The 22,689-nt window shown below is 60.9% G+C and carries 25 protein-coding genes; 14 read left to right on the forward strand and 11 right to left on the reverse strand.

All coding sequences use genetic code 11. From position 1 onward, the window contains the following. Positions 1-53: 53 nt before the first annotated feature. Both ACIOVD_RS14725 and ACIOVD_RS14730 read right to left on the reverse strand, forming a co-directional pair. A complete protein-coding gene (locus ACIOVD_RS14725) occupies positions 54-1,130 on the reverse strand; it encodes a 3-deoxy-7-phosphoheptulonate synthase (RefSeq protein ID WP_401128595.1) in 1,077 nt (358 codons plus the stop codon). Positions 1,131-1,262: 132 nt separating this feature from the next. Beyond that, positions 1,263-1,706, reverse strand: coding sequence for a PilZ domain-containing protein (locus tag ACIOVD_RS14730; protein ID WP_095168099.1), 444 nt, complete (start codon positions 1,704-1,706; stop codon positions 1,263-1,265). On the opposite strand from ACIOVD_RS14730, the gene ACIOVD_RS14735 reads away from it, so the two are divergent. From ACIOVD_RS14735 to cysB, 5 genes are all read left to right on the forward strand, one after another. After that, a complete protein-coding gene (locus ACIOVD_RS14735; RefSeq protein WP_401128598.1) occupies positions 1,705-2,091 on the forward strand; it encodes a thioredoxin in 387 nt (128 codons plus the stop codon). The two genes, ACIOVD_RS14730 and ACIOVD_RS14735, sit on opposite strands and share 2 nt — an antisense overlap. Beyond that, the gene (locus ACIOVD_RS14740) at positions 2,088-3,050 is read left to right on the forward strand and encodes a putative 2-dehydropantoate 2-reductase (RefSeq protein WP_095168101.1); all 963 of its coding nucleotides are present in this window, start codon (positions 2,088-2,090) and stop codon (positions 3,048-3,050) included. Before ACIOVD_RS14735 ends, ACIOVD_RS14740 begins: the two co-directional genes overlap by 4 nt. 21 nt (positions 3,051-3,071) lie before the next feature. Then, on the forward strand, positions 3,072-3,977 hold the full coding sequence (locus tag ACIOVD_RS14745; RefSeq protein WP_095168102.1) for a 5'-nucleotidase: 906 nt from the start codon (positions 3,072-3,074) through the stop codon (positions 3,975-3,977). 94 nt (positions 3,978-4,071) lie between these two features. After that, positions 4,072-4,572 (forward strand): universal stress protein, encoded by a 501-nt coding sequence (locus ACIOVD_RS14750; protein ID WP_095168103.1) that lies wholly within the window; start codon positions 4,072-4,074, stop codon positions 4,570-4,572. Between the two features lie 113 nt (positions 4,573-4,685). After that, on the forward strand, positions 4,686-5,660 hold the full coding sequence (gene cysB, locus ACIOVD_RS14755; protein ID WP_003183769.1) for an HTH-type transcriptional regulator CysB: 975 nt from the start codon (positions 4,686-4,688) through the stop codon (positions 5,658-5,660). A 5-nt stretch (positions 5,661-5,665) separates the two neighbouring features. Here cysB and ACIOVD_RS14760 read toward each other — a convergent pair whose 3' ends face one another. Further along, positions 5,666-6,148: a GreA/GreB family elongation factor gene (locus tag ACIOVD_RS14760; protein ID WP_095168105.1), complete on the reverse strand. Its 483-nt coding sequence runs from the start codon at positions 6,146-6,148 to the stop codon at positions 5,666-5,668. Positions 6,149-6,150: 2 nt separating this feature from the next. Beyond that, positions 6,151-6,552, reverse strand: coding sequence for a hypothetical protein (locus tag ACIOVD_RS14765; protein ID WP_095168107.1), 402 nt, complete (start codon positions 6,550-6,552; stop codon positions 6,151-6,153). A gap of 123 nt (positions 6,553-6,675) precedes the next feature. On the opposite strand from ACIOVD_RS14765, the gene earP reads away from it, so the two are divergent. Together earP and ACIOVD_RS14775 are read left to right on the forward strand one after the other, a co-directional pair. Further along, positions 6,676-7,809 (forward strand): elongation factor P maturation arginine rhamnosyltransferase EarP, encoded by a 1,134-nt coding sequence (gene earP, locus ACIOVD_RS14770; RefSeq protein ID WP_320332780.1) that lies wholly within the window; start codon positions 6,676-6,678, stop codon positions 7,807-7,809. Between the two features lie 48 nt (positions 7,810-7,857). After that, positions 7,858-8,427, forward strand: coding sequence for an elongation factor P (locus tag ACIOVD_RS14775; protein ID WP_002554550.1), 570 nt, complete (start codon positions 7,858-7,860; stop codon positions 8,425-8,427). A gap of 72 nt (positions 8,428-8,499) precedes the next feature. On the opposite strand, the gene ACIOVD_RS14780 is transcribed toward ACIOVD_RS14775, so the two are convergent. Further along, complete coding sequence (locus ACIOVD_RS14780) at positions 8,500-9,456, reverse strand: LysR family transcriptional regulator (RefSeq protein ID WP_095168111.1); 957 nt, start codon at positions 9,454-9,456, stop codon at positions 8,500-8,502. A gap of 107 nt (positions 9,457-9,563) precedes the next feature. Between ACIOVD_RS14780 and ACIOVD_RS14785 the strand changes: the two genes are divergently transcribed. Beyond that, positions 9,564-10,313, forward strand: a complete 750-nt coding sequence (locus ACIOVD_RS14785) for a sulfite exporter TauE/SafE family protein (protein ID WP_159997297.1) — start codon at positions 9,564-9,566, stop codon at positions 10,311-10,313. Here ACIOVD_RS14785 and ACIOVD_RS14790 read toward each other — a convergent pair. Next, positions 10,303-11,157 (reverse strand): LysR family transcriptional regulator, encoded by an 855-nt coding sequence (locus tag ACIOVD_RS14790; RefSeq protein ID WP_162530234.1) that lies wholly within the window; start codon positions 11,155-11,157, stop codon positions 10,303-10,305. The genes ACIOVD_RS14785 and ACIOVD_RS14790 overlap by 11 nt on opposite strands. Before the next feature lie 97 nt (positions 11,158-11,254). On the opposite strand from ACIOVD_RS14790, the gene ACIOVD_RS14795 reads away from it, so the two are divergent. The 3 genes from ACIOVD_RS14795 (at position 11,255) to ACIOVD_RS14805 (ending at position 13,175) form a co-directional block, all read left to right on the forward strand. Continuing rightward, on the forward strand, positions 11,255-11,479 hold the full coding sequence (locus ACIOVD_RS14795) for a DUF1127 domain-containing protein (RefSeq protein WP_401128608.1): 225 nt from the start codon (positions 11,255-11,257) through the stop codon (positions 11,477-11,479). A gap of 203 nt (positions 11,480-11,682) precedes the next feature. Next, positions 11,683-11,880, forward strand: coding sequence for a DUF1127 domain-containing protein (locus ACIOVD_RS14800; RefSeq protein ID WP_401128611.1), 198 nt, complete (start codon positions 11,683-11,685; stop codon positions 11,878-11,880). A gap of 65 nt (positions 11,881-11,945) precedes the next feature. After that, positions 11,946-13,175 carry a winged helix-turn-helix domain-containing protein gene (locus ACIOVD_RS14805; protein ID WP_401128614.1) on the forward strand — a complete coding sequence of 410 codons (1,230 nt, stop codon included), beginning with the start codon at positions 11,946-11,948 and terminating at the stop codon, positions 13,173-13,175. Here ACIOVD_RS14805 and ACIOVD_RS14810 read toward each other — a convergent pair. Then, positions 13,172-14,518 (reverse strand): class II 3-deoxy-7-phosphoheptulonate synthase, encoded by a 1,347-nt coding sequence (locus ACIOVD_RS14810; RefSeq protein WP_159997287.1) that lies wholly within the window; start codon positions 14,516-14,518, stop codon positions 13,172-13,174. The genes ACIOVD_RS14805 and ACIOVD_RS14810 overlap by 4 nt on opposite strands. A gap of 156 nt (positions 14,519-14,674) precedes the next feature. On the opposite strand from ACIOVD_RS14810, the gene ACIOVD_RS14815 reads away from it, so the two are divergent. After that, positions 14,675-15,430, forward strand: a complete 756-nt coding sequence (locus tag ACIOVD_RS14815) for a spermidine synthase (protein WP_159997285.1) — start codon at positions 14,675-14,677, stop codon at positions 15,428-15,430. A 15-nt stretch (positions 15,431-15,445) separates the two neighbouring features. On the opposite strand, the gene ACIOVD_RS14820 is transcribed toward ACIOVD_RS14815, so the two are convergent. Continuing rightward, positions 15,446-16,237, reverse strand: a complete 792-nt coding sequence (locus ACIOVD_RS14820; RefSeq protein WP_401128619.1) for a crotonase/enoyl-CoA hydratase family protein — start codon at positions 16,235-16,237, stop codon at positions 15,446-15,448. A 421-nt stretch (positions 16,238-16,658) separates the two neighbouring features. Between ACIOVD_RS14820 and ACIOVD_RS14825 the strand changes: the two genes are divergently transcribed. Continuing rightward, positions 16,659-18,332, forward strand: coding sequence for a DEAD/DEAH box helicase (locus tag ACIOVD_RS14825; protein WP_401128622.1), 1,674 nt, complete (start codon positions 16,659-16,661; stop codon positions 18,330-18,332). Positions 18,333-18,422: 90 nt separating this feature from the next. On the opposite strand, the gene ACIOVD_RS14830 is transcribed toward ACIOVD_RS14825, so the two are convergent. After that, positions 18,423-19,190: a class III extradiol ring-cleavage dioxygenase gene (locus ACIOVD_RS14830; protein ID WP_095168124.1), complete on the reverse strand. Its 768-nt coding sequence runs from the start codon at positions 19,188-19,190 to the stop codon at positions 18,423-18,425. Between the two features lie 103 nt (positions 19,191-19,293). Here ACIOVD_RS14830 and ACIOVD_RS14835 point away from each other — a divergent pair, with 103 nt between their 5' ends. Then, entirely contained in the window at positions 19,294-19,950 is a 657-nt protein-coding gene (locus ACIOVD_RS14835; protein ID WP_401128626.1) for a thiopurine S-methyltransferase, read from the forward strand. Positions 19,951-20,061: 111 nt separating this feature from the next. Here the strand turns inward: ACIOVD_RS14835 and htpX are convergent, their stop codons facing one another. Beyond that, positions 20,062-20,949 carry a protease HtpX gene (gene htpX, locus ACIOVD_RS14840; protein ID WP_095168127.1) on the reverse strand — a complete coding sequence of 296 codons (888 nt, stop codon included), beginning with the start codon at positions 20,947-20,949 and terminating at the stop codon, positions 20,062-20,064. A gap of 316 nt (positions 20,950-21,265) precedes the next feature. Further along, positions 21,266-22,477, reverse strand: a complete 1,212-nt coding sequence (locus ACIOVD_RS14845) for a pyridoxal phosphate-dependent aminotransferase (protein ID WP_095168129.1) — start codon at positions 22,475-22,477, stop codon at positions 21,266-21,268. Positions 22,478-22,689: the final 212 nt, after the last annotated feature.

Below are 22,689 nucleotides of genomic sequence, written 5' to 3' on the forward strand. Positions count from 1 at the left end.
ACCAATAAAAACGCCGGGCTAAGCCCGGCGTTTTTGTGTGCGCTGAATGCGGGTCAGGTGCGCTCGCGTTTAGGCAGCACATCCTTGAGCTTGGCATGCATGCTGCGCAAGGTGGTTTCGGTCGCAGACCAGTCGATGCAGGCGTCGGTGATCGACACGCCGTATTGCAGGTCGGCCAGGTCTTTGGGAATCGCCTGGCAACCCCAGTTCAAATGGCTTTCGACCATCAGGCCGATGATCGACTGGTTGCCTTCCAGAATCTGGTTGGCGACGTTCTCCATCACCAGCGGTTGCAGGGCCGGATCCTTGTTGGAGTTGGCGTGGCTGCAGTCGACCATGATGTTTGGCTTGATTTTGGCCTTGTTCAGCGCCTGCTCGCACAACGCCACACTGACCGAATCGTAGTTCGGCTTGCCGTTGCCACCGCGCAGGACCACGTGACCGTAGGCATTGCCCTTGGTGGTGACGATCGATACGCCACCTTCCTGGTTGATCCCCAGGAAACGGTGTGGGCTGGAAACCGACTGCAGGGCGTTGATGGCAACGGTCAGGCCGCCGTCGGTGCCATTCTTGAAGCCAACCGCCGAGGACAGGCCGGAGGCCATTTCCCGGTGGGTCTGGGATTCGGTGGTGCGCGCGCCGATTGCCGACCAACTGATCAGGTCCTGCAGGTACTGCGGGGAGATCGGGTCAAGTGCTTCGGTCGCGGTCGGCAGGCCCATCTCGGCCAGGTCCAGCAGCAACTGGCGACCAATGTGCAGGCCATCCTGGATCTTGAAGGAGTCGTCCAGGTACGGATCGTTGATCAGGCCTTTCCAGCCGACGGTGGTACGTGGCTTCTCGAAATAGACCCGCATGACCAGATACAGGGTGTCGGACACTTCTGCGGCGAGGACCTTGAGGCGCTCGGCGTATTCGTGTGCGGCCTTGAGGTCGTGGATCGAGCAGGGCCCGATTACGACGAACAGGCGGGGGTCGGTGCCATCCAGGATATTGCGAATCACTTCGCGGCCCTTGGTCACGGTCTGCAGGGCAGCGGCGCTCAGGGGGATATCACGCTTGAGCTGGTCAGGAGTGATCAGCGTCTCGTTGGAGGCGACGTTTAGGTCATTGATCGGTAAATCAGCCATCGTGTTACTCGTCAGGTCACGGGTGCCGGCCGCCAGCGATCCCCGCGCGGCGGAGCACAGCATGATTTAAGCGCAGCGGGGAGCCGAACCTTAGCGCGTTAGGCGGTGGCTCGACAATGGGCAGACGCGGGTTTAATCCAGCGCTGGCGTGGCAAAAGCCTGGCGAACGGTCTCGTGGGAGTACTCGCCGGCATGTTGATCGACCCATTGCAGGGCCAGTGCCTGGACGCCTTGTGGTTCGCGCTGCTGGTCTTGCTGGCGGCAATAACGTTCGATCTGGCAGACCTGCTCGCCCATTCGCGCCTTGAACAGGGTCTGTTCGTCGATGAAGGCGATGCCCACCAGGTAACCACGCTTGCGCCGAAGGCACCAGGCCACGTAGCCCAGGTAGCAGACATGTTCGCTGAGGGTCGGCATGCGTACTTCCAGTGCCGTACCCTTGCGCCAGGCGCGGTGGTAATTGCAAGCCACGCCGCCGAGACTGATAGTGTGCAGCTCTTGCCGAGAAATACACTGGTGCTTGCGCAACGTTAACTCGACGGGCACATCGTCAGGATGAGGAATAAAACGCCCCATGAACGCGGACTCCAAGTGTCGGTCATTCGACAGTGTTTCCCCCAGTATAGTGGTCGAATGCGAGCTGACCGATTTCGACGCCGACCAACGGCTGTTGGCGATGAGTGGTGTCTCGCTGGTGATTTTCACCAGTGTCGGCTGCTCCAGTTGCCGTTGGGCGCGAGTCCAGTTACCCGCCCTCGGCCTCGCGGTCGATCGGCTGTGCTGGATCGACGCCGGCAACAACGGCGGAGCCGTGGCGCGTTATCAGGTCTTTCATTTGCCGGCGCTGTTTGTGGTGCGCGACGGTGAGTTTTTTGGCGCAGTCCAGGCGCGCTTCACCCGCACTGAACTGAACGCGGCGGTGGGGCTGGCGCTGAGTCGGGAACCAGAGGAATTGCCATGACAGCAACAGCAGGACAATCGCCGAGAATCGGCATTATCGGCACCGGGGCGATTGGTGGATTTTACGGCGTGATGTTGGCGCGGGCCGGATTTGACGTGCATTTTCTATTGCGCAGCGAATTTTGCGCGGTGGCCGAGCGTGGCCTGCAAGTGCACAGCGCGCCGTTCGGCGCCCTGACCTTGAACCCGGTCCAGGCCTACAACACCGCTGAAGACATGCCCCCTTGCGATTGGCTGCTGGTGGGTGCCAAGACCACCAGTAACAGCGAGCTGGCGCCGGCAATCATCCAGGCTGCGGCGGCGGGCGCCAAGGTCCTGCTGCTGCAGAACGGCCTGGATGTCGAGGACAGCTTGCGCGAGCTGTTGCCCGACTCGCTGCACCTGCTCGGTGGCCTGTGTTTCATCTGTGTGCACCGCGCAGGCCCAGGCATCATCGAACACCAGGCGCTGGGCGCCGTGCATGTGGGTTATCACAGTGGCCCGGTGATGGCCGATGCGGCGGCACGCCAGCAGATCGTCGAGCAAGGCGCTGGGCTGTTTCGTACCGCTGGTCTCGATTCCCAGGCCATGGCCAATCTTCAGCAGGCGCGTTGGCAAAAACTGGTCTGGAATGTTCCTTACAACGGTTTGTCGGTGCTGCTCGGGGCGAGTACCAGCCCCTTGATGGCCGATCAATACAGTCGCGAACTGATCCAGGCGCTGATGGCGGAAGTGGTGCAGGGCGCACAAGCCTGTGGGCACAGCATGCCAGCGGGTTATGCCGAGCATCTGTTCAAGGTCACCGAAAAAATGCCCGACTACTGGCCGAGCATGTATCACGACTTCCTGCAGCAGCGGCCGCTGGAGTTGGCTGCGATTTACGCCCAGCCCTTGGCTTCGGCCCGGGCAGCGGGTTGCCCGATGCCGAAGATCGAAGCCCTTTATCAGGCCCTGTGTTTTATTGATGGGCGTAATCGCTGAAGTTTCAGTCCGGGGGGACACATGGCAAAAGGCATCGACGACAAACTGGTCCTGGCGATTTCCTCGCGAGCGCTGTTCGACCTCAGCGACAGCCATAAGGTGTACCTGGCCAGTGGCGTCGAGGCGTACCGGCAGTACCAGATCGAACATGAAGACGAGATCCTCGAGCCGGGCGATGCCTTCCCCCTGGTGCAGAAACTGTTGAACCTCAATGCGCACTTGGGCAAGGCTCGGGTCGAAGTGGTGCTGGTATCGCGCAACAGCGCTGACACCGGGTTACGGGTGTTCAACTCGATCCACCATTACGGCCTGGCAATTTCCCGGGCGGCGTTTGTCGGTGGCCGCAGTCCCTATCCGTACCTCAAGGCATTTGGCTGCGACCTGTTTCTCTCCACTCACGCTGAAGATGTGCGCAGCGCACTGGACGCCGGCTTTGCCGCCGCGACCATTCTGTCGGGAGGTGCCAGCCGTGCGGCCAGCGAAGAGTTGCGCATCGCCTTCGATGGCGATGCGGTGCTGTTTTCCGATGAGTCGGAGCGGGTCTATCAGGCCGGCGGTCTTGAAGCGTTCCAGGCCAGTGAGCGGCAGGCCGCGCGTGAGCCGCTGCGCGGCGGTCCGTTCAAGGGCTTCCTGGCCGCACTCAATGCCTTGCAGCGCGAGTTCCCTGAAGACCAATGCCCGATCCGCACCGCCTTGGTCACGGCACGTTCGGCGCCGGCCCATGAGCGGGTGATTCGCACGCTGCGCGAGTGGGATATCCGCCTCGACGAATCACTGTTTCTCGGGGGGCTGACCAAGTCGGCATTTCTTGAGGCGTTTGCCGCCGATGTGTTTTTCGACGACCAGGCCGGCCACTGTGAACTGGCTCGCGAGGTCGTGGCCACCGGGCATGTGCCCCACGGCATCAGCAACGAACTGAAGGTTTAGGTCGCCCGTTCAGCACCTTGCACGGCACGTCGAACTGCGCGCAGCACTGCTAAGCTGAAGCAATCTCCGCCATTCAGGCACTCGAGGAGGTCACATGATTCGTTCGATGCTGTATGCCACTGACCTCGGCCTTTACGCTCCTTTTGTGATGCAACACGCACTGGCATTGGCCCGAACGTTCAAGGCCGAGCTGTATGTAGTGCACGCGGTTGAACCGATGGGGTTGTTCGCTGAATCGGTGTTGCAGAGCTACCTCGACGAACAGGCGCTGAACGAGTTTCACAGCCAGGGCCTGAGTACGGTAATGGCCAATATCGAACAGCGGGTGCTCGACAGTTTTCGCGAGGAGTTGGGGGAGGGGCAGCAGGACCTGGAGCTGATTCAGTCGGTCAGGGTGTTCCAGGGCGATCCGTCGCAGGTGATTCTCGAACAGGCTCAGAAACTCTCGGTGGATTTGTTGATCCTAGGGAGTCACAGCCATGGCAGCGGTGGGGAAACCCCTTTGGGGCGCACAGCCGCACGGGTGTTGCAGTTGTCGCAAGTGCCGGTTTACCTGGTGCCCCTGTCACAGCGCCGGCGGCACGGGGATATTTGAGGCGAGAATGCTGGCCTTTTGATGAAAAAGTTCTAGATTTATTCTTCAAACCATTAATATAGTTATATACCGTCGCTGATGCCCGTGGCGTCTATCTGCTTTGAGGGATTCATATGAAGCTTCAACAATTGCGCTACATCTGGGAAGTGGCGCACCACGACCTCAACGTTTCGGCTACTGCCCAAAGCCTGTACACCTCGCAGCCGGGCATCAGCAAGCAGATCCGCCTGCTGGAGGACGAGTTGGGCGTCGAGGTTTTTGCACGCAGCGGCAAACACCTGACCCGCGTCACTCCGGCCGGTGAGCGCATCATCACCACCGCCGGCGAAATCCTGCGCAAGGTCGAGAGCATCAAGCAGATCGCCCAGGAGTTCTCCAACGAGAAGAAAGGCACCCTGTCGATTGCCACCACCCACACCCAGGCACGTTATGCATTGCCGCCGGTGATCAGCAATTTTATCAAGCAATACCCCGACGTTGCCCTGCACATGCACCAGGGGTCGCCGATGCAGATCGCCGAAATGGCCGCCGATGGCACCGTGGATTTCGCGATTGCCACCGAGGCCCTGGAGTTGTTCGGCGACCTGGTAATGATGCCGTGCTACCGCTGGAACCGTTGTGTGGTAGTACCCCAGGGTCACCCGCTGACCAAGCTGCCGAAGCTGACGCTCGAAGCCCTGGCCGAATACCCGATCGTGACCTACGTCTTCGGTTTTACCGGCCGTTCGAAGCTCGACGAAGCTTTCAGCCACCGCGGCTTGACGCCGAAAGTGGTGTTCACCGCCGCTGACGCCGACGTGATCAAGACCTATGTGCGCCTCGGCCTGGGCGTCGGGATCGTAGCCAAGATGGCGGTCGATACCAAGCTCGATAATGACCTGGTAGTACTCGATGCCAGCGAGCTGTTCGAGTCCAGCGTGACCAAGATCGGTTTCCGTCGCGGTACTTTCCTGCGTGGCTTCATGTGCGACTTCATCGAGAAGTTCGCCCCACACCTGACCCGCGAAGTCATGGCCAAGGCCATCCAGTGCCACAACAAGCAGGAACTCGAAGAGCTGTTCGACGGCGTGGAACTACCGGTTCACTGAGTCCCTCAGACGACCTCGGTGACAGTGAACTGTTGCCGAGTGCCCGCCACCACGATCTCCACCTCATCGCCCTCCAATTTGCCCAAGAGGCTGTTGCCCAGTGGCGAGCGCGGGGTGATGACGGTAATCAACTGTCCCACCAGATAGACCTTCAATCCCGCCGCATCCGGCGCCAGGAACAGCCATTGCTGGCGCCCCTGGTCGTCTTCCAGGCCCAGCAGGCTGCCGATCTGGATGCCCCGCTGCGCGTCATACGCAGCCACGGGCATGTTCTGGCACCGCGTCAGCGCCTGGCGAATTTCCTCGACGCGCTTGGCCTGGCCGGCCGCCAGGTAAGAGGCTTCGAGCCCCAGGGTGTCGTACTTGTTCTCGGCGATGTTTTCTTCGTGGGTTGCGGTTTCGTAGGCGGTTTGCGCCGCTCGCTGGGCGACGTCGAAATCGACCGCCAGCTTTTCCAGAAGCAACTGGTGTACGTTCTGTTTATTCATGATCAATTGCAGAACTGCAGCACGTTGCTGCGGCTTTTGTCGCTGGGGATAGTGCGGTCTTGTTGCAACCAGAACTGGCAGGTGGGGTTGGTCTGATTGCGCGGGTCATTGCGCGCTTGCTCCAGGACTTCCTGCCGCGCCTGTTGGTTGAGGATGGACTTGTACTGCTCAAACATCTGGTTGTCCGCTGCTGGTTGTGCCGCCACCGGCGCGGCTTGGGTGGCCGGGCGCACCACGTCCGCCAGCGGCGCCAACTGTGTAGCAGGCAAAAGCCTGGACAGCAGCCAGGCGGTCAGGGCAATGGCGACGAACCCCAGCCACAGGCCCAGGGCGATGCAGCCGATCAATTGCAGCGGGTTGAGAGTGATCGACACTGTGCGGCGAGCGGATGGACGGTACGGCATCGTTGCCTCCTGGCGGGGGAAATGGGCAAGCGTGGATTGTCGCATGAAGATTAATCGCCGTCGGCCCTTCTGCGCGCAACGATTTATGCGGACAATCAAAGTCTTTGCCCCACGGAGCCCGGCATGAAAGTCGACTGGGATATTTTCTGTACGGTCGTCGACAACTACGGCGACATCGGCGTGACCTGGCGCCTGGCCCGCCAACTGGTGGCTGAGCATCCCTGCGCGGTGCGCTTGTGGGTCGACGACCTGCGGGCATTCGAGCGCCTGTGTCCGGAGCTTGATGTCAATGCGCGCCAGCAATGGCAGCAGGGCGTGGACGTGCGTCACTGGTCGGCGGACTGGCAAGCGACGGACGCTGCCGATGTGGTGGTTGCTGCCTTCGCCTGTCAGTTGCCGCATGCCTACATGGAGGCGATGGCAGCCCGCGAGCACACTCCGCTGTGGCTGAACCTCGACTATTTGAGTGCCGAAGACTGGATCGTTGGCTGCCACGGCCTGCCCTCGGTGAAGTTCCAGCATGTGCAGAAATACTTTTTTTTCCCCGGGTTCCAGCCGGGCACGGGCGGTCTGCTGCGCGAACGCGAATTGCTGGCACGGCGCGAGCAGTTTCAAGCCAACCCGGTTGCGCAGCGTGAGTTCCTGCAAGGCCTGGGGGTAGAGCGCGCCGCGGGAGCGCGCCTGATATCCCTGTTTGCCTACGAGAATGCCGGGCTGGCCGATTGGCTGGACGTGATGGCGAACGCTGCACAGGCCACCCATCTGCTGGTGCCGCAGGGGCGAGTCCTCGGGGATGTGGCACGCTGGCTGGGGCAACCGGGACTGGCAGTCGGCGCCGTGCAGCAACGGGGAGCCCTGACCGTGCAGGTGTTGCCGTTTGTGCGCCAGGACCAGTACGACCTGCTGCTGTGGTGCTGCGATTTCAACGCGGTGCGTGGCGAGGACTCGTTCGTCCGTGCGCAATGGGCCGCTCGTCCGATGCTGTGGCATATCTACCAGCAGGAGGAAGAGGCCCACCTGGATAAGCTCGAAGCCTTTTTGACCCTCTATACCAAAACCCTGTCACCCGCCGCACGCGCGGCGCTAGAGGGGTTGTGGCGGGCCTGGAATAACGGCGAGGGCATGGCCCCGGCCTGGATCAGCGCCGAGGCGCACTGGCCGGAGCTGCAAAATCACGCCCGCTCATGGTGTCTGGAACAGTCGTTGCAGGTCGATCTTGCCTCAGCGCTGGTGCAGTTTTACCTAAATTGGATATGATACGCGGCCTAGATTTTTGTAAATCCCATCCAAATTCGGATATTCGCAATGAAAACTGGTAAAGAACTGAAACCCGGTACGGTGATCCGTCTCGAAAACGACCCTTGGCTGGTTCAGAAAGCTGAATTCACCAAGTCCGGTCGTAACAGCGCGATCATGAAGACCAAGCTGAAAAACCTGCTGACCGGTTACAAGACCGAGATCGTTTACAGCGCCGACGACAAACTGGACGACGTGATCCTCGACCGCAAAGAAGCGACCCTGTCCTTCATCAGCGGCGACACCTACACGTTCATGGACACCACTGACTACACCATGTACGAGCTGAACGCCGAAGACATCGAAAGCGTTCTGCCATTCGTTGAAGAAGGCATGACCGACGTCTGCGAAGCCGTGTTCTTCGAAGACCGTCTGGTATCCGTAGAGCTGCCGACCACTATCGTGCGTCAGGTTGACTACACCGAAGGTTCCGCTCGCGGTGACACTTCCGGCAAGGTGATGAAGCCTGCCAAACTGAAGAACGGTACCGAGCTGTCGGTTGCTGACTTCATCGAAATCGGCGACATGATCGAGATCGATACCCGCGAAGGCGGTTCTTACAAAGGCCGTGCTAAATAAGCGCAGTCCTTGTAGGCAAAAAACCCGACCTTGTGTCGGGTTTTTTTTTGCCTTGCGCCAGATGATTGTCCGCTAGAGCCGGCTGAAGTCACGCTGCAGGGCCAGGTCCCATGGCGGGATTGGGCTGAAGCGGCTCTTGAGGTATTCCAGCAACAGCCGTGTGCGGGAACTGGCCTGCTGCTCCAGGCGCAGGGCATAGATGCCGGTGTTCTCCGGCTTGGGCAAGCCCGCGTCGCAAAACAACGGTAGCAACTCGCCGCGCAGCAGGTATTCGCTGCACAACCAGGTCGGCAGGTGCGCGATACCCAGGCCGGCGAGGGCGCCGTAGAGCAGCGCTTCGGCATTGTTGGCGCTCAGGCGGATGCGTTGCGGGCGATGCAAGTGCTGTTGGCCGTTGTGCTCGAAGCGCCAGGCGAAGGGCGGCGCCAGGCCATCCCAATCGAGGCCGTCATGAGTGCTCAACTCCTCGGGCCGCTGGGGTACGCCGCGCCGCTTGAGGTACGCGGGGCTGGCGCAGGCAATGCGCACCATGCTCGCCAGGGGTGTGGCCACCATGCGGGTGTCGGCCATTTGCCCGGCGCGCAGCACCAGGTCGACCTTGCCCAGGTTCAAGCCCTGCATGTCGACGAAGCTGTCGATCAAATGCAATTGCACGTCGAGCCCCGGATAGACCTGTAGAAAGTCGGCAATCACCGGTGCCAGATGGCGTCGACCGAAGGCCGCAGGCGCATCGACCCGAATCAGGCCCTCCGGCGCGTTGCTCAGGGAAGCGGCTTCGGCCCGGGCCAGGCGCAATTCACTGACTATCCGTCGGGCTCGTTCGGCAAACGCCAACCCCGCGGGCGTGGCGCGAACGGCATGGGTGGTGCGCACGAACAGCTGGCTGCCCAAGGCATGCTCCAGGCTGTCGATACGCCTGGCGACGGCCGAGGGGGTCAGTGGATGGCGGCGGGCGGCCGCGGAAAAACTGCCGGTTTCCACTACGTCGAGGAATAACCCCAGTTGGTCGGTGAGCGCGTTGGGATTCATCAGGATCAGCCTATGCGGATTTGGCACAGCCATTGTGCGTTGCTGTGCGTTTCCCCGCTAGAAGCTACTGCGTAGGATGCACAGCCTGGTGTGCGGAGAAATGAATTGTGATTGAGTTGGCGATGTATCTGGTACTGGGCGCTGCCCTGGGGACTGTCGGCGGATTGTTCGGAATCGGCGGCGGATTGATCGCGATCCCGGTGCTGGGCGTATTGTTCGGCCTGGATCAGCAGATTGCCCAGGGCACGGCGCTGGTGATGGTGGTGCCCAATGTGATGCTGGCGCTGTGGCGTTACCACCAGCGCAATCGCATCGAATTGCGGCACGCCCTGCCGCTTGCGTCGATGGGGTTCTGTTTCGCCTGGCTTGGCTCGATCTGGGCGGTGGGGATTGATGCCCAGGTCATGCGCATCGGTTTTGTGGCCTTTCTGGTGGCGCTGTCGAGCTACAACCTGCTGCGTATGTTCATGGCAACCGCCAAGCCCAGCGTGCAGATGCGCTATCCATGGCCCTGGCTAGGCGTCCTGGGAGCAGCCTCGGGGGCCATGGGCGGGTTGTTCGGTGTGGGCGGGGCCGTGGTGGCGACGCCGGTGCTCACCAGTCTGTTCGGCACCACTCAAGTGGTGGCCCAGGGCCTGTCGCTGGCGCTGGCCTTGCCCAGCACCGGCGTGACCCTGGTCACCTATGCGCTGCATCAGCAGGTGAACTGGAGCATTGCGCTGCCCATGGCGGCGGGCGGGCTGTTGAGCATCAGTTGGGGAGTGAAGATCGCCCACGCCATGCCGGAACGCTTGCTGCGCGGGTTGTTCTGCGCCTTCCTGGTGCTGTGTGCGGTGATGCTCGCCTTTAAAGTTTGAAGCCTTCGACAATGTGCTCGGCCAGACACTCGGTGATGGGCGAGGGGTTATGCAGGTTGCGCAGCAGCATGATGCTGGCCTCGGGCAACTGCGGCAGACCTTCCGCCTCGCCGAGGATGCGCATGTCCTGGGTGATCAGGCTTTCCAGTTGGGCGGTTACGGCCAACCCGGCACTGACCACCGCCATGATCGCCGACAGACTTGAGCTGTTATAGGCGATGCGGTACTCGCGCTCGCTGGCGTCCAGCGCGTTACAGGCCCAGCGCCGGCAAAAACAGTCACTGTTGAACATCGCCAGCGGCAGCGGCACTTGCTCGTTAGGGTTGAAGCACAGTGCCTGGGCCCAGACAAAACGTTCCTTGCGCAGCAGTTGGCCGATCTCGTTGCCAGGTTCGCGGGTGACGATCGACAGGTCCAGGTCCTGGCGTTGCAGCAACTGCTCGGAGGAGTCGCAATGCACTTCGATCTGGATCAACGGATAGGCCTGGGCGAAGCGCGACAGGATGCCCGGCAGGAAGCGCATGACATAGTCGTCGGGCGTACCGATCTTGACCATGCCGACCATGTGCGGTTCTCGCAGGGTGTTGAACACTTCACTGTGCAGCTTGAGGATCCGCCGGGCGTAACCCAGCAACACCTGGCCCTCGGCAGTCAGCTTCACCTGGCGGCCGTCGCGCTGGAATAGTTGGCGTTGCAGTACGTCCTCTTCTAGACGCTTCATCTGCATGCTGACCGCCGATTGCGTGCGGTTGACCAACTCACCAGCACGGGTGAAACCGCCCTGGTCGGCAATGGCGACGAACGTGCGCAGGACTTCGGTATCAATGCTGGGGTAGGCGCTCAACTCATCAATCTCCGAGATGTGTTGCATAAGAAACATTCGTTGGATTGATCTTAGTCCTGGCGCGAGACTTGAGCCATCCACAACGGAGGGCAAGACGATGAAAGGTCAAAAAGGTTATGTGCAGTTAAACCATTTCTCACTCCATGGCTTCTCCCACCATCTGCTGGAAAAACTCGTGCGCTGGTTTCAGTTGCATCGTGAGCGGGCAGTGCTGGCCAGCCTCAGCGATGACGAGCTGAAAGACATTGGTCTGAGTCGGGCCGACATCCAGCAGGAAGCGGAGCGGCATTTCTGGGAAGACCCCATGGGCAAGGGCAAGTAAGCGGCCAGGTCGATTGAAGTGTTCTGTCACTCCCCCGTGGTCCGGTGCAAACGCCCGGGCCATGGGGCTGTATCGAGCTGGAAACAGGTGGTCACCGACATTCACTGGTTGGTTTACCGAACCGGTAGCAGACTTCGACCTCACTTTTTGGGAGCACTGTCATGGAACGACGGTACACGGTAGTGAGGGTAGGGCGCGGCGCCATGGAAGCAACGCTGGACAGGTCGGTCCAGCATCTGTACCGGGCGCTCGCTCAGTTGGGGCGGTGGCGCCAGTTGAGTAAGGACCGTGCCGAGCTGGCACGGATGAGCGATGACCGGTTGCGGGACATCGGCCTGAGTCGGGCAGATGTGGTCAGGGAGTCAGCGCGCCCGTTCTGGGATGATCCGCTGAAGCGTTGAGCCTGCCATTGGCGTTTGGTGAGCCTGGTATTAAGGTGGAGGAAACCTTCACCAAGGATGGTTACATGACCGGCTCCCTGTGTTTTTCCCTCAAGCAAGCCAGGCGCCTGGCACTGACGGCCCAAGGTTTCGCTGGGCGTCAGTCGCCAGCAGCGGTCAAGTCGAGCCAGCTCAATCGGTTGATCGAGCGTCTGGGTGTGCTGCAGATCGATTCGGTCAACGCGCTGGTGCGCTCGCATTACCTGCCCTTGTTCTCGCGCCTTGGAGACTACTCCTCCGGGCTACTTGATCAGGCCGCCTGGGGTCAAGGGCGGCGGCGCACCTTGTTCGAATACTGGGGGCATGAGGCCTCATTGTTGCCGTTGTCGATGTATCCGTTGCTGCGCTGGCGGATGCAACGGGCCGCGCAAGGCGAGGGCATCTATCAGCAATTGGCGCGTTTCGGGCGGGAACAGCAGGACACCATCCGCCGGGTCCTGGCCTCGGTCGAGGAGCTCGGTGCGTTGGGGGCTGGGAGTTTGTCGACACGCCAGGAGCGAGCAGGGCCCTGGTGGGACTGGAGTGCGGAAAAACACGCGTTGGAGTGGTTGTTCGCTGCCGGAGAGGTCACGGTGGCGGGGCGGCGCGGTTTTGAGCGGCTCTACGATCTGCCGGAACGGGTGATTCCCGCGTCCGTGCTCAGTGTTGCTCTGCCAAGCGAGGCAGATGCGCAACGAGGACTGCTCCTGCACGCCGCCTCTGCACTGGGTGTGGCGACTGAGACGGACTTGCGCGACTATTTTCGCCTGGAGCTGGCGCAGTGTCGCAGCGCGTTGGCGGCACTGGTGGAGGATGGCGCGTTGCAGGCCTGCGAAGTGCAGGGCTGGAAGCAACGGGCGTACTGTTTGCCCGAGCCGAAAGTCCCACGCCGGGTCAGTGCCAGTGCCTTGCTCTCGCCCTTTGATTCGTTGATCTGGGAACGCAGCCGGACCGAGCGCCTGTTCGACTTCCGATACCGCCTGGAAATCTATACGCCACCCGCCAAGCGGGTGTATGGCTATTACGTGTTGCCGTTTCTGCACCACGAGCGGATCGCTGCGCGGGTCGATCTGCGGGCTGAGCGGGCGTTGGGGCGGCTGGCGGTGCACGCGGTGCACGAAGAGCAACCGGGTCTCGATGAGGCGGGCATGCAGGCGTTGGCGGACAATTTGCGCAAGATGGCCAACTGGTTGGGCCTGGCGCAGATTCAACTCAATTGCCCCCGCGCCAGTGCGGCGCGGTTGCGGGTGGCGTTGGCCGGGGGTAGCCCACCTTAGCGGCGAACCTGCTTCAGGGTTTCAGCGATCAGGAACGCCAGCTCCAGCGACTGATCGGCATTCATCCGTGGATCGCAGTGGGTATGGTAGCGGTCCGACAAGCCGTCCTCGGTGATCGGACGTGCGCCGCCAATGCACTCGGTGACGTTCTGACCGGTCATCTCGATGTGAATACCGCCAGCGTAAGTGCCTTCGGCCTGGTGAACCTGGAAGAACTGCTTCACCTCACCGAGGATCTGCGCGAAATCCCGGGTCTTGTAGCCGCTGCTGGCCTTGATGGTATTGCCGTGCATCGGGTCGCTGCTCCAGAGCACCTTTTTGCCTTCACGCTCCACGGCACGAATCAGCTGCGGCAGGTGATCGCCGACCTTGTTCGCGCCCATGCGGGCGATCAGGTTAAGGCGGCCCGGATCGTTTTCCGGGTTGAGCACGTCGATCAGACGAATCAGCTCATCGGTGTTCATGGTCGGGCCGACCTTGACCCCGATCGGGTTGTTGACCCCGCGCAGGAACTCGACGTGAGCGCCGTCGAGCTGGCGAGTGCGGTCGCCGATCCACAACATGTGGGCGGAGCAGTCGTAATAGTCGTTGGTCAGGCTGTCGCGCCGCACGAAAGCTTCTTCGTAATTGAGCAGCAGGGCTTCGTGGGCGGTGAAGAAGCTGGTCTCGCGCAATTGCGGTGACGAGTCCATACCGCAGGCGCGCATGAAGGCCAGGGTTTCATCGATACGGTTGGCCAGGTGGCTGTACTTTTCTGCCAAAGCCGAGTTGGCGATGAAGTCCAGGTTCCACTTGTGCACCTGGTGCAGGTCGGCAAAACCGCCCTGGGCGAAGGCGCGCAACAGGTTCAGGGTGGCTGTGGACTGATGGTATGACTGCAGCAGGCGGTCCGGGTCCGGCACCCGGCTTTTTTCGTCGAAGCCGATGCCGTTGACGATGTCACCCCGATAGGCCGGCAGGGTCACGCCATCGATGGTTTCGTCGTTGGCCGAGCGCGGCTTGGCGAACTGCCCTGCCATCCGGCCGACCTTGACCACTGGACAGCCGGCGGCAAAGGTCATGACGATGGCCATTTGCAGCAGCACTTTGAAGGTGTCGCGAATCTTCGCCGCCGAAAACTCGGCAAAGCTCTCCGCGCAATCGCCGCCTTGCAACAGAAACGCACGCCCTTCGGTGACCTCGGCAAACTGACGGCGCAACTCCCGGGCCTCACCGGCAAACACCAGGGGCGGATAACTGGCCAGGCTTTGCTCGACGGCATGCAGGTGCGCCGCGTCCGGGTAGTGGGGTTGTTGCTGGATCGGCAAGGCGCGCCAGCTGTCAGGGCTCCAGGGTTGGCTCATCACGGTCTCTAGTGTTTACGCACGGGACCTCATGTTATCAGCAATTAGTACGTGACCTGCTGGCGATGCTTGGCCGACAATCGCGCCTTTGCCGCCTAACGCGGAACGAATGATAACGTTGTCTGGTGACTGGCCGGGCAACGACCAGGAGACGAAATGACTGAGGAGCGCGTCGAGCATCTGCTCGCCGAAGTGCACGATGAGTTCGGCATGATCCGGGTGCTGGAAGTGGCGGATTACCGCTTCCTCGAATTTGGCGACGCCATCGAGCAGAGCTGCGTGTTCACCGCCGACCCGAGCTGGCTGGAGTATGACTACACTCGCGCCATGCTGATTGGCGCGCTGTGCCACGAGCAGCCGGACAGCGCGCTGTTCCTTGGGCTGGGTGCCGGTACCTTGACCCAGGCCTGCCTGAAGTTCCTGCCGCTGGAAGACGTAGAAGCCATTGAACTGCGCCCGGACGTACCGCGCCTGGCCATCGAGTACCTGGGCCTGGACGATGACCCGCGCCTGTACATCCGCATCGGCGATGCGCTCGATCTGCTGGAAACCGCCGAGCCTGCGGATTTGATCTTCGTCGACCTCTACACCGATGTCGGGCCGGGTGTCGGGCATCTGGCGTGGAATTTCCTGGAAAACTGCCAGAAACGCCTGAATCCGGGCGGTTGGCTGGTGATCAACCAATGGGCGACCGATGATGGCAAGCCATTGGGTGCGGCGTTGCTGCGCGGGCTTTATCACCGCCATTACTGGGAGCTGCCGGTGAAGGAGGGCAATGTGATCCTGATCGTGCCAGCGGAGCTCGACCAGGAACTGGACATGCACGGGTTGAGCGCCCGCGCCGAAGCCCTGGCCCCGCGCCTGGGTTACTCGTTGCAGAACCTGATCAAGGCCATTCGCCCAGCCACCTGATGGAGCGCCAGGGGGTTAACATCCTTTGAAAATGGCCGGGCGCTTCTCGATCAATGATCGCACGCCTTCCTTGGCGTCCTCGCTGTTCAACAGCTCCTTGGCCAACGCCGGCAAACTCGCTGCCGCCGCGGCTTCACCCTCGAGGTGGGCCTGGCGCGCCGACTGTAATGTCGCCTGAACCCCCAGCGGTGCCTGTCGGGCGATGCGTTCAGCCAGTTCAATGGCGCGTGGCAACAGGTCCTCGCTGGCCATGACCTCCTGCACCAGTCCCAGGCGCAACGCTTCGTGGGCGTCGAACTCGTCACCGGTCAACAACCAGCGCATGGCATTGCCCCAGCCCGACAGTCGAGGCAGGCGCAAGGTGGCGCCGCCGAAGGGAAAGATCCCGCGCTGGACCTCCATCTGTGCAAAGCGGGTGTTGCTGGCGCACAGGTTGATGTCCGCCGCCAGCATCAACTCGATACCGATGGTCAGGCAATACCCGTGGGCGGCTACAATCACCGGCTTGCTGACCCTGGGTCCGACGAATACTCCCCACGGATCGCAGCCGCCGGTCGGAACCTGCCAACCCTTGGCCAGTGCGCCGCTGGCACTCACCAGGTCGAGGCCGGCGGTAAAGTGCTCGCCATGGGCAAATACCACGGCAACCCGGGCCTGGGAGTCGGCCTCGAACTCGCCATAGGCCAGGCTCAAGGCGTTCAGCAGGTCGAGGTCGAATGCGTTGCGCTTGGCGACCCGATCCAGCCCGATCAACAGCACATGCCCCTGTCGTTCTCGGCTGACACGACTCTTATCCGGTTGATTCATGGAGTAAATCCTCGGAGGGAAAGGAGGCATCGGACCAAAGGTCCCGGCCCGCAAGATGAACCGTTTAAGCGCCATGACCAGCAGGGCCGGGCCTTTGAAAAATAGACTGTCGCGCGAATATCCGCAAAAGCTGTGACAGTCCTGCGTTCACAGGCTTTTTTCGATAAAAAAAGCTCCCTTTTTCAGCTAATTCCGGTATAGTGCGCGCCGGCCTTTAGCCGGGCCGCGTTTAGGTAGAGCAATTCCCCGAAGTCAGCTTCGGCTGCACGTCCGCACTGCGGACTCTTCCTTGACGATTCTTTTCATTCATTCGTTTTCGCAAATCCCCGCCGACAAAGCTGCCAGGGCGACTCTTGAGTCTCAACACGGCACGCGCAGCTTTGGAGCATGGGTCTTTGCGGATGCACTTAGAGGCAGACCCATGACCCAGGAAACCGGCGGCTTCGCCGCTTTTAATCTTAATCCGAATATTCTGGCAGCCGTCATCGCGACCGGCTACGAAGAGCCTTCGGCTATTCAGCAGCAATCGATCCCGATCATCATGGCCGGCCAAGACATGATTGGCCAGGCGCAAACCGGTACCGGTAAAACCGCCGCGTTCGCCCTGCCTATCCTGCACTGCATCGATCCTGCCAAGCGCGAGCCGCAAGCCCTGATCCTGGCGCCAACCCGAGAGTTGGCGCTGCAAGTTGCAACTGCTTTTGAAACCTACGCCAAGCAAATGCCAGGCGTAACTGTTGTGGCTGTCTACGGCGGCGCGCCGATGGGCCCACAATTGAAAGCAATCCGTAATGGCGCACAGATTGTTGTCGCCACCCCGGGCCGTCTGTGCGACCACCTGCGTCGCGACGAGAAAGTCCTGTCGACCGTGAACCACCTGGTTCTCGACGAAGCTGACGAAATGCTCAAGCTGGGCTTCATGGATGACCTGGAAGTTATCTTCAAGGCATTGCCAGCTACCCGTCAGACCGTATTGTTCTCGGCTACCTTGCCGCAGTCGATCCGTGCCATTGCCGAGCGCCACCTGCGCGATCCGCAACACGTGAAGATCCAGACCAAGACCCAGACCGTTACCGCGATCGAACAGGCTCACCTGTTGGTTCACGCTGACCAGAATACCTCGGCTGTATTGAGCCTGCTGGAAGTGGAAGATTTCGACGCCCTGATCATGTTCGTGCGCACCAAGCAAGCGACCCTGGACCTGGCCAGCGCCCTGGAAGCCAAAGGCTACAAAGCCGCTGCGCTGAACGGCGACATTGCCCAGAACCAACGTGAACGCGTGATCGACTCCCTCAAGGATGGCCGTCTGGACATCGTTGTGGCGACCGACGTTGCTGCTCGTGGCCTGGACGTTCCGCGCATCACTCACGTGTTCAACGTTGACATGCCGTACGATCCGGAATCCTACGTTCACCGTATCGGCCGTACCGGCCGTGCGGGTCGCGAAGGTCGTGCACTGCTGCTGGTGACTCCTCGTGAGCGCCGCATGCTGCAAGTGATCGAGCGTGTAACCGGGCAGAAAGTTGCTGAAGTTCGCCTGCCGGACGCCCAGGCAGTTCTCGATGCGCGCATCAAGAAACTGACCAACAGCCTGGCGCCGCTGGTTGCCGATGCCGAATCGACCCACGGTGATCTGCTTGATCGCCTGACCGCCGATATCGGTTGCAGCCCACGTGCCCTGGCCGCAGCCCTGCTGCGCAAGGCTACCAACGGTCAAGCGCTGACCCTGGCCGCGATCGAGAAGGAGCGTCCACTGGTGCCGAACAATGCACCACGTGGCGACCGTCCAGAGCGTACTGGTGATCGTCCGGACCGTGGTGATCGTGAGCGTCGTGCACCGATCCCGCTGGCCGAAGGTCGTGCTCGTTGCCGTACCGCGCTGGGTGCGCGTGACGGTATCGCTGCCAAGAACCTGTTGGGCGCCATCCTTAACGAGGGTGGCCTGGCTCGCGAAGCAATCGGTCGCATCCAGGTGCGTGACAGCTTCTCGCTGGTAGAGCTGCCGGAAGATGGTCTGGAGAAACTGCTGACCAAGCTGAAGGATACTCGTGTTGCCGGTAAGCAGCTGAAACTGCGTCGCTACCGCGAAGATTAATCCGCCCTTGGGCTGATTGATCTACGATAAAAAATCCCCGACTGGTTCGGGGATTTTTTTTGCCTGCTGTTTGCTTTCCAGGTTCAGTGGTCAGCCAAAACGATAGATGTCCATGCCCAGTGCGCCCAGGGTAAAACCTGTGTGCGCCACGCTGAACTCGCCGCCGGCACCGCGGGCAAAATACAGCGGCAACAAGTGCTCGTCACTCGGGTGACTGCGCACCGCGTTGGGCGCCTGTTGGCGGTAATCATGCAGCGCCGCTTCATCGTCGGCCGCCAGCTTGTCGATCATCCAGTCACGGAACTCACGGGCCCAGGGTTCGATGCTCTCCGGGCCGGCATGCCAGTCCAACTCTCGCAGGTTGTGGGTGATGCTGCCGGAGCCGATCAACAGCACGCCTTGTTGGCGCAGGTTGGCCAGCGCATGGCCGATCCGAGTCTGCAGTGCCGGGCCGGCGTGGCTTGGCAGTGACACCTGCACCACGGGGATGTCGGCCTGCGGATACATCAGCGACAACGGCACCCAGACCCCATGATCGAACGGGCGTTGCCCGTCCAGTTGTGCCGGCAGGCCGTCAGTCTTGAGCAGTTCGGCGACCTGTGCCGCCAACTCTGGCTGGCCGGGTGCGGGGTATTGCACGGCGAAGAGGGCGGCAGGAAAGCCACCAAAGTCGTGCCAGGTTTCTGGCTGGGTGCCGCTACTGACCCGCAGGTCCCGACTTTCCCAGTGCGCGGAGACAATCACGATGGCCTTGGGGGTTGGCAGCTCGCTGGCCAGGCGCGCCAGTGCCGGCCCGCTGGCGCCTGGTTCCAGTGCCAGCATCGGTGAGCCGTGGGAGATAAACAGGCTGGGGAACATGGAGGAGGTCCTGAGCGGTAAGATGACTACATCTTCAGTCAGATCATTGATCTAAATCTAATATAAGTTTTAGAGCTTATTGATCGAATTTTCAGGGTGATTTATGCAGCCGGAGTTTTGGCACAAGAAGTGGGCTTCGAACCAGATCGGTTTTCACCTGCCGCAAGTCAATCCGTATTTGCAGCGGCACTGGCCGGAGCTGGCGATCCCTGCGCGGGCACGTGTGCTAGTCCCGTTGTGTGGCAAGAGCCTGGACCTGCTGTGGCTGGCAGGGCAGGGGCACCAGGTGCTCGGGATCGAACTTTCGCAAACGGCTGTCGAAGACTTTTTCAGCGAGCAGCAGTTAGCGCCAGAGGTAAGTGATGCGGGCGCGTTCAAGGTCTATCGTGCCGGGGCCATTGAGCTGTGGTGCGGCGATTTTTTTGCGCTGACGGCGCGCGATGTGGCTGATTGTGCTGCGCTGTACGATCGCGCGGCACTGATCGCCTTGCCGCCACCAATGCGCGAGCGTTATGGCGCGCATCTGCAGCAGATCTTGCCGGCCGAGTTGCGGGGGTTGCTGATTACTCTGGATTACGATCAGGCGCAGTTGCCAGGACCACCGTTTGCTGTGGAGGATAATGAGGTGCAGCGGTCTTGGGGATGCTTCTGGCGCCTGCACATGCTGCAGGAGCAGGATGTGCTGGGTGAGAGCTGGAAGTTCCTGCGGGCCGGGGTGACACGGCTTGTGGAGCGGGTGTACCGGATTTCCCCCCGTTAGTCCGCAGTTGCCTATGCCTGTCTCATCGCGCGTAGGCAGCAACTCCCCACTCAAGACATATAAAAAAGGCCCGCATCGCTGCGGGCCTTTTTTGTTGTTACGCCAGACGGATCAACCGCGACGACGCAGTGCGTCGATACGCTCTTCCAGCGGCGGGTGGCTCATGAACATGCGAGCGAACCCTTGCTTGAGGCCACCGTTGATGCCGAAGGCATTCAGGGTGTCCGGCATGTGCACCGGCAGGCCTTGCTCCGAGCGCAGGCGCTGCAGGGCGCCGATCATGGCACTGGTACCGGCCAGGCGGGCACCGGCTTCGTCCGCACGGAACTCACGTTTGCGCGAAAACCACATGACGATCGAGCTGGCCAGGAAGCCCAGGACCAATTCAGCGAAGATGGTCGCGATGTAGTAGGCGATGCCTTGGCCTTCTTCGTTCTTGAAGATCACCTTGTCGACAAAGTTGCCGATGATCCGCGCAAAGAACATCACGAAGGTGTTCACCACGCCCTGGACCAGCGCCAGAGTGACCATGTCACCGTTGGCCACGTGGCCGATCTCGTGGGCCAGGACCGCTTTCACTTCGTCCGGCGAGAAACGTTCGAGCAAGCCCTGGCTGACTGCGACCAGTGCATCGTTCTTGTTCCAACCGGTGGCAAACGCGTTGGCCTCGTAAGCCGGGAAAATACCGACTTCGGGCATCTTGATCCCGGCTTCGCGGGACAGTTGCTCAACGGTTTGCAGCAACCATTGTTCATGGCGAGTGCGCGGCTGGCTGATGATTTGGGTGCTGGTGCTCATCTTCGCCATCCACTTGGAGATGAACAGCGAGAACAGGGAACCGGCGAAACCAAAGACCGCACAGAAAATCAGCAGCTGATTGAGGTTGAGATCAACCCCGTTGGCCGCCATGAACCCGTTGAAGCCGAAAAGGCTCAGGGTGATGCTGGCAATCAGCACGACCGCCAGGTTAGTGGCCAAAAACAGCAGGATGCGCATCATGGTTGTAGAAATCTCCTCATGCTAAAGATGTAGCTTACTGCGGGGTATATAAGGTGCTGCACCGGGCTATTCAACCGGGTGACTATTTCAAACTGTGTCCTACAGCCAGATTCCACTAGGTTGCAGGACATTTCTGGTATTGCTTCAAGCAATATTGGGCCAGTTTTTTCCTGCGCAACGCCCGTGATTGTTGGCTTGCAGCCACAAGCGAGCGAGCGCCAGCACACAAGGGGCAGAGAGTAGTCGAAAGGCGGGGGGATATGTTGCTGAATCAATCACCGAGGACGGGTTGCTACCCGCCTCGGCGACAGGTCATTTACTGGCGATAGGATTTCAGGAAGTTACCGATCCGGCCGATGGCCATGTCCAGGTCGTCGAGGCGGGGCAGGGTCACGACACGGAAATGGTCGGGCCACGGCCAGTTGAATGCCGTGCCTTGCACCACCAGCAGTTTTTCCGAGAGCAGCAGGTCGAGCACGAATTTTTCGTCATTGTGGATCGGGCAGATTTTCGGATCGATCCGCGGGAAGGCGTACAGCGCGCCCATCGGCTTCACGCAACTGACTCCGGGAATGTCATTGAGCAGCTCCCAGGTGCGGTTGCGTTGTTCCAGCAACCGGCCCTGTGGCAGCACCAGGTCGTTGATGCTCTGGTAGCCACCCAGTGCCGTCTGGATCGCATGCTGGCTCGGCACGTTGGCACACAGGCGCATGTTGGCCAGCATGTCGATGCCTTCGATGTAGCTCTGGGCGTGTTGCTTGGGCCCGGAGATGGCGATCCAGCCGGAACGGAAACCCGCCACCCGGTAGGACTTGGACAGACCGTTGAAGGTCAGGCACAGCAGGTCCGGGGCCAGTGAGGCGGTGCAGATATGCACAGCATCGTCGTAGAGGATCTTGTCGTAGATCTCGTCGGAGAACACCACCAGGTTGTGCTGGCGCGCCAGTTCGAGCATGCCCAGCAGGACTTCGCGCGAGTACACCGCGCCGGTCGGGTTGTTCGGGTTGATGATCACCAGGGCTTTGGTGTTGGGGGTGATCTTGGCCTTGATGTCTGCCAGGTCTGGGAACCAGTCGGCCTGTTCGTCGCACAGGTAATGCACCGGGTTGCCGCCGGCCAGGCTTACCGCAGCCGTCCACAGCGGGTAATCGGGCGCCGGCACCAGCACTTCGTCGCCGTTGTTGAGCAAGGCCTGCATCGACATCACGATCAGCTCGGAAACGCCGTTGCCCAGGTAGATGTCCTCGATACCGACACCTTCGACCTGCTTCTGCTGGTAGTACTGCATGACGGCCTTGCGTGCGCTGAACAGGCCTTTGGAGTCGCTGTAGCCCTGGGCGGTCGGCAGGTTGCGGATAACGTCCTGGAGGATTTCATCAGGCGCTTCGAAACCAAAGGGCGCCGGGTTGCCGATGTTCAGCTTGAGGATGCGATGGCCTTCCTCTTCCAGGCGTTTGGCGTGCTTGAGCACCGGGCCGCGAATGTCATAACAGACGTTGGCGAGCTTGTTCGATTTGCTGACCTGCATGGCGATGTGTTCCCGAAAATGAACGATCCAGACGTTGTATGAACTACCGTACTGGGAATCCTGCGTTCTCACACGAGCCCGGCGCCTCGGAGCGGTGCACCAAAATCCGTTTGAATGCGTGTAACGCGGCTGCCAGACTGGCGTTTGACGAGGCGCAATCATACGTGCCGCCCGATCCGTGGAAAAGGTACAGATCGGGCTTTTTCAGTTGC

It is taken from the genome of Pseudomonas sp. NPDC087626 (assembly GCF_044743405.1).
Taxonomy (GTDB): Bacteria; Pseudomonadota; Gammaproteobacteria; order Pseudomonadales; family Pseudomonadaceae; genus Aquipseudomonas.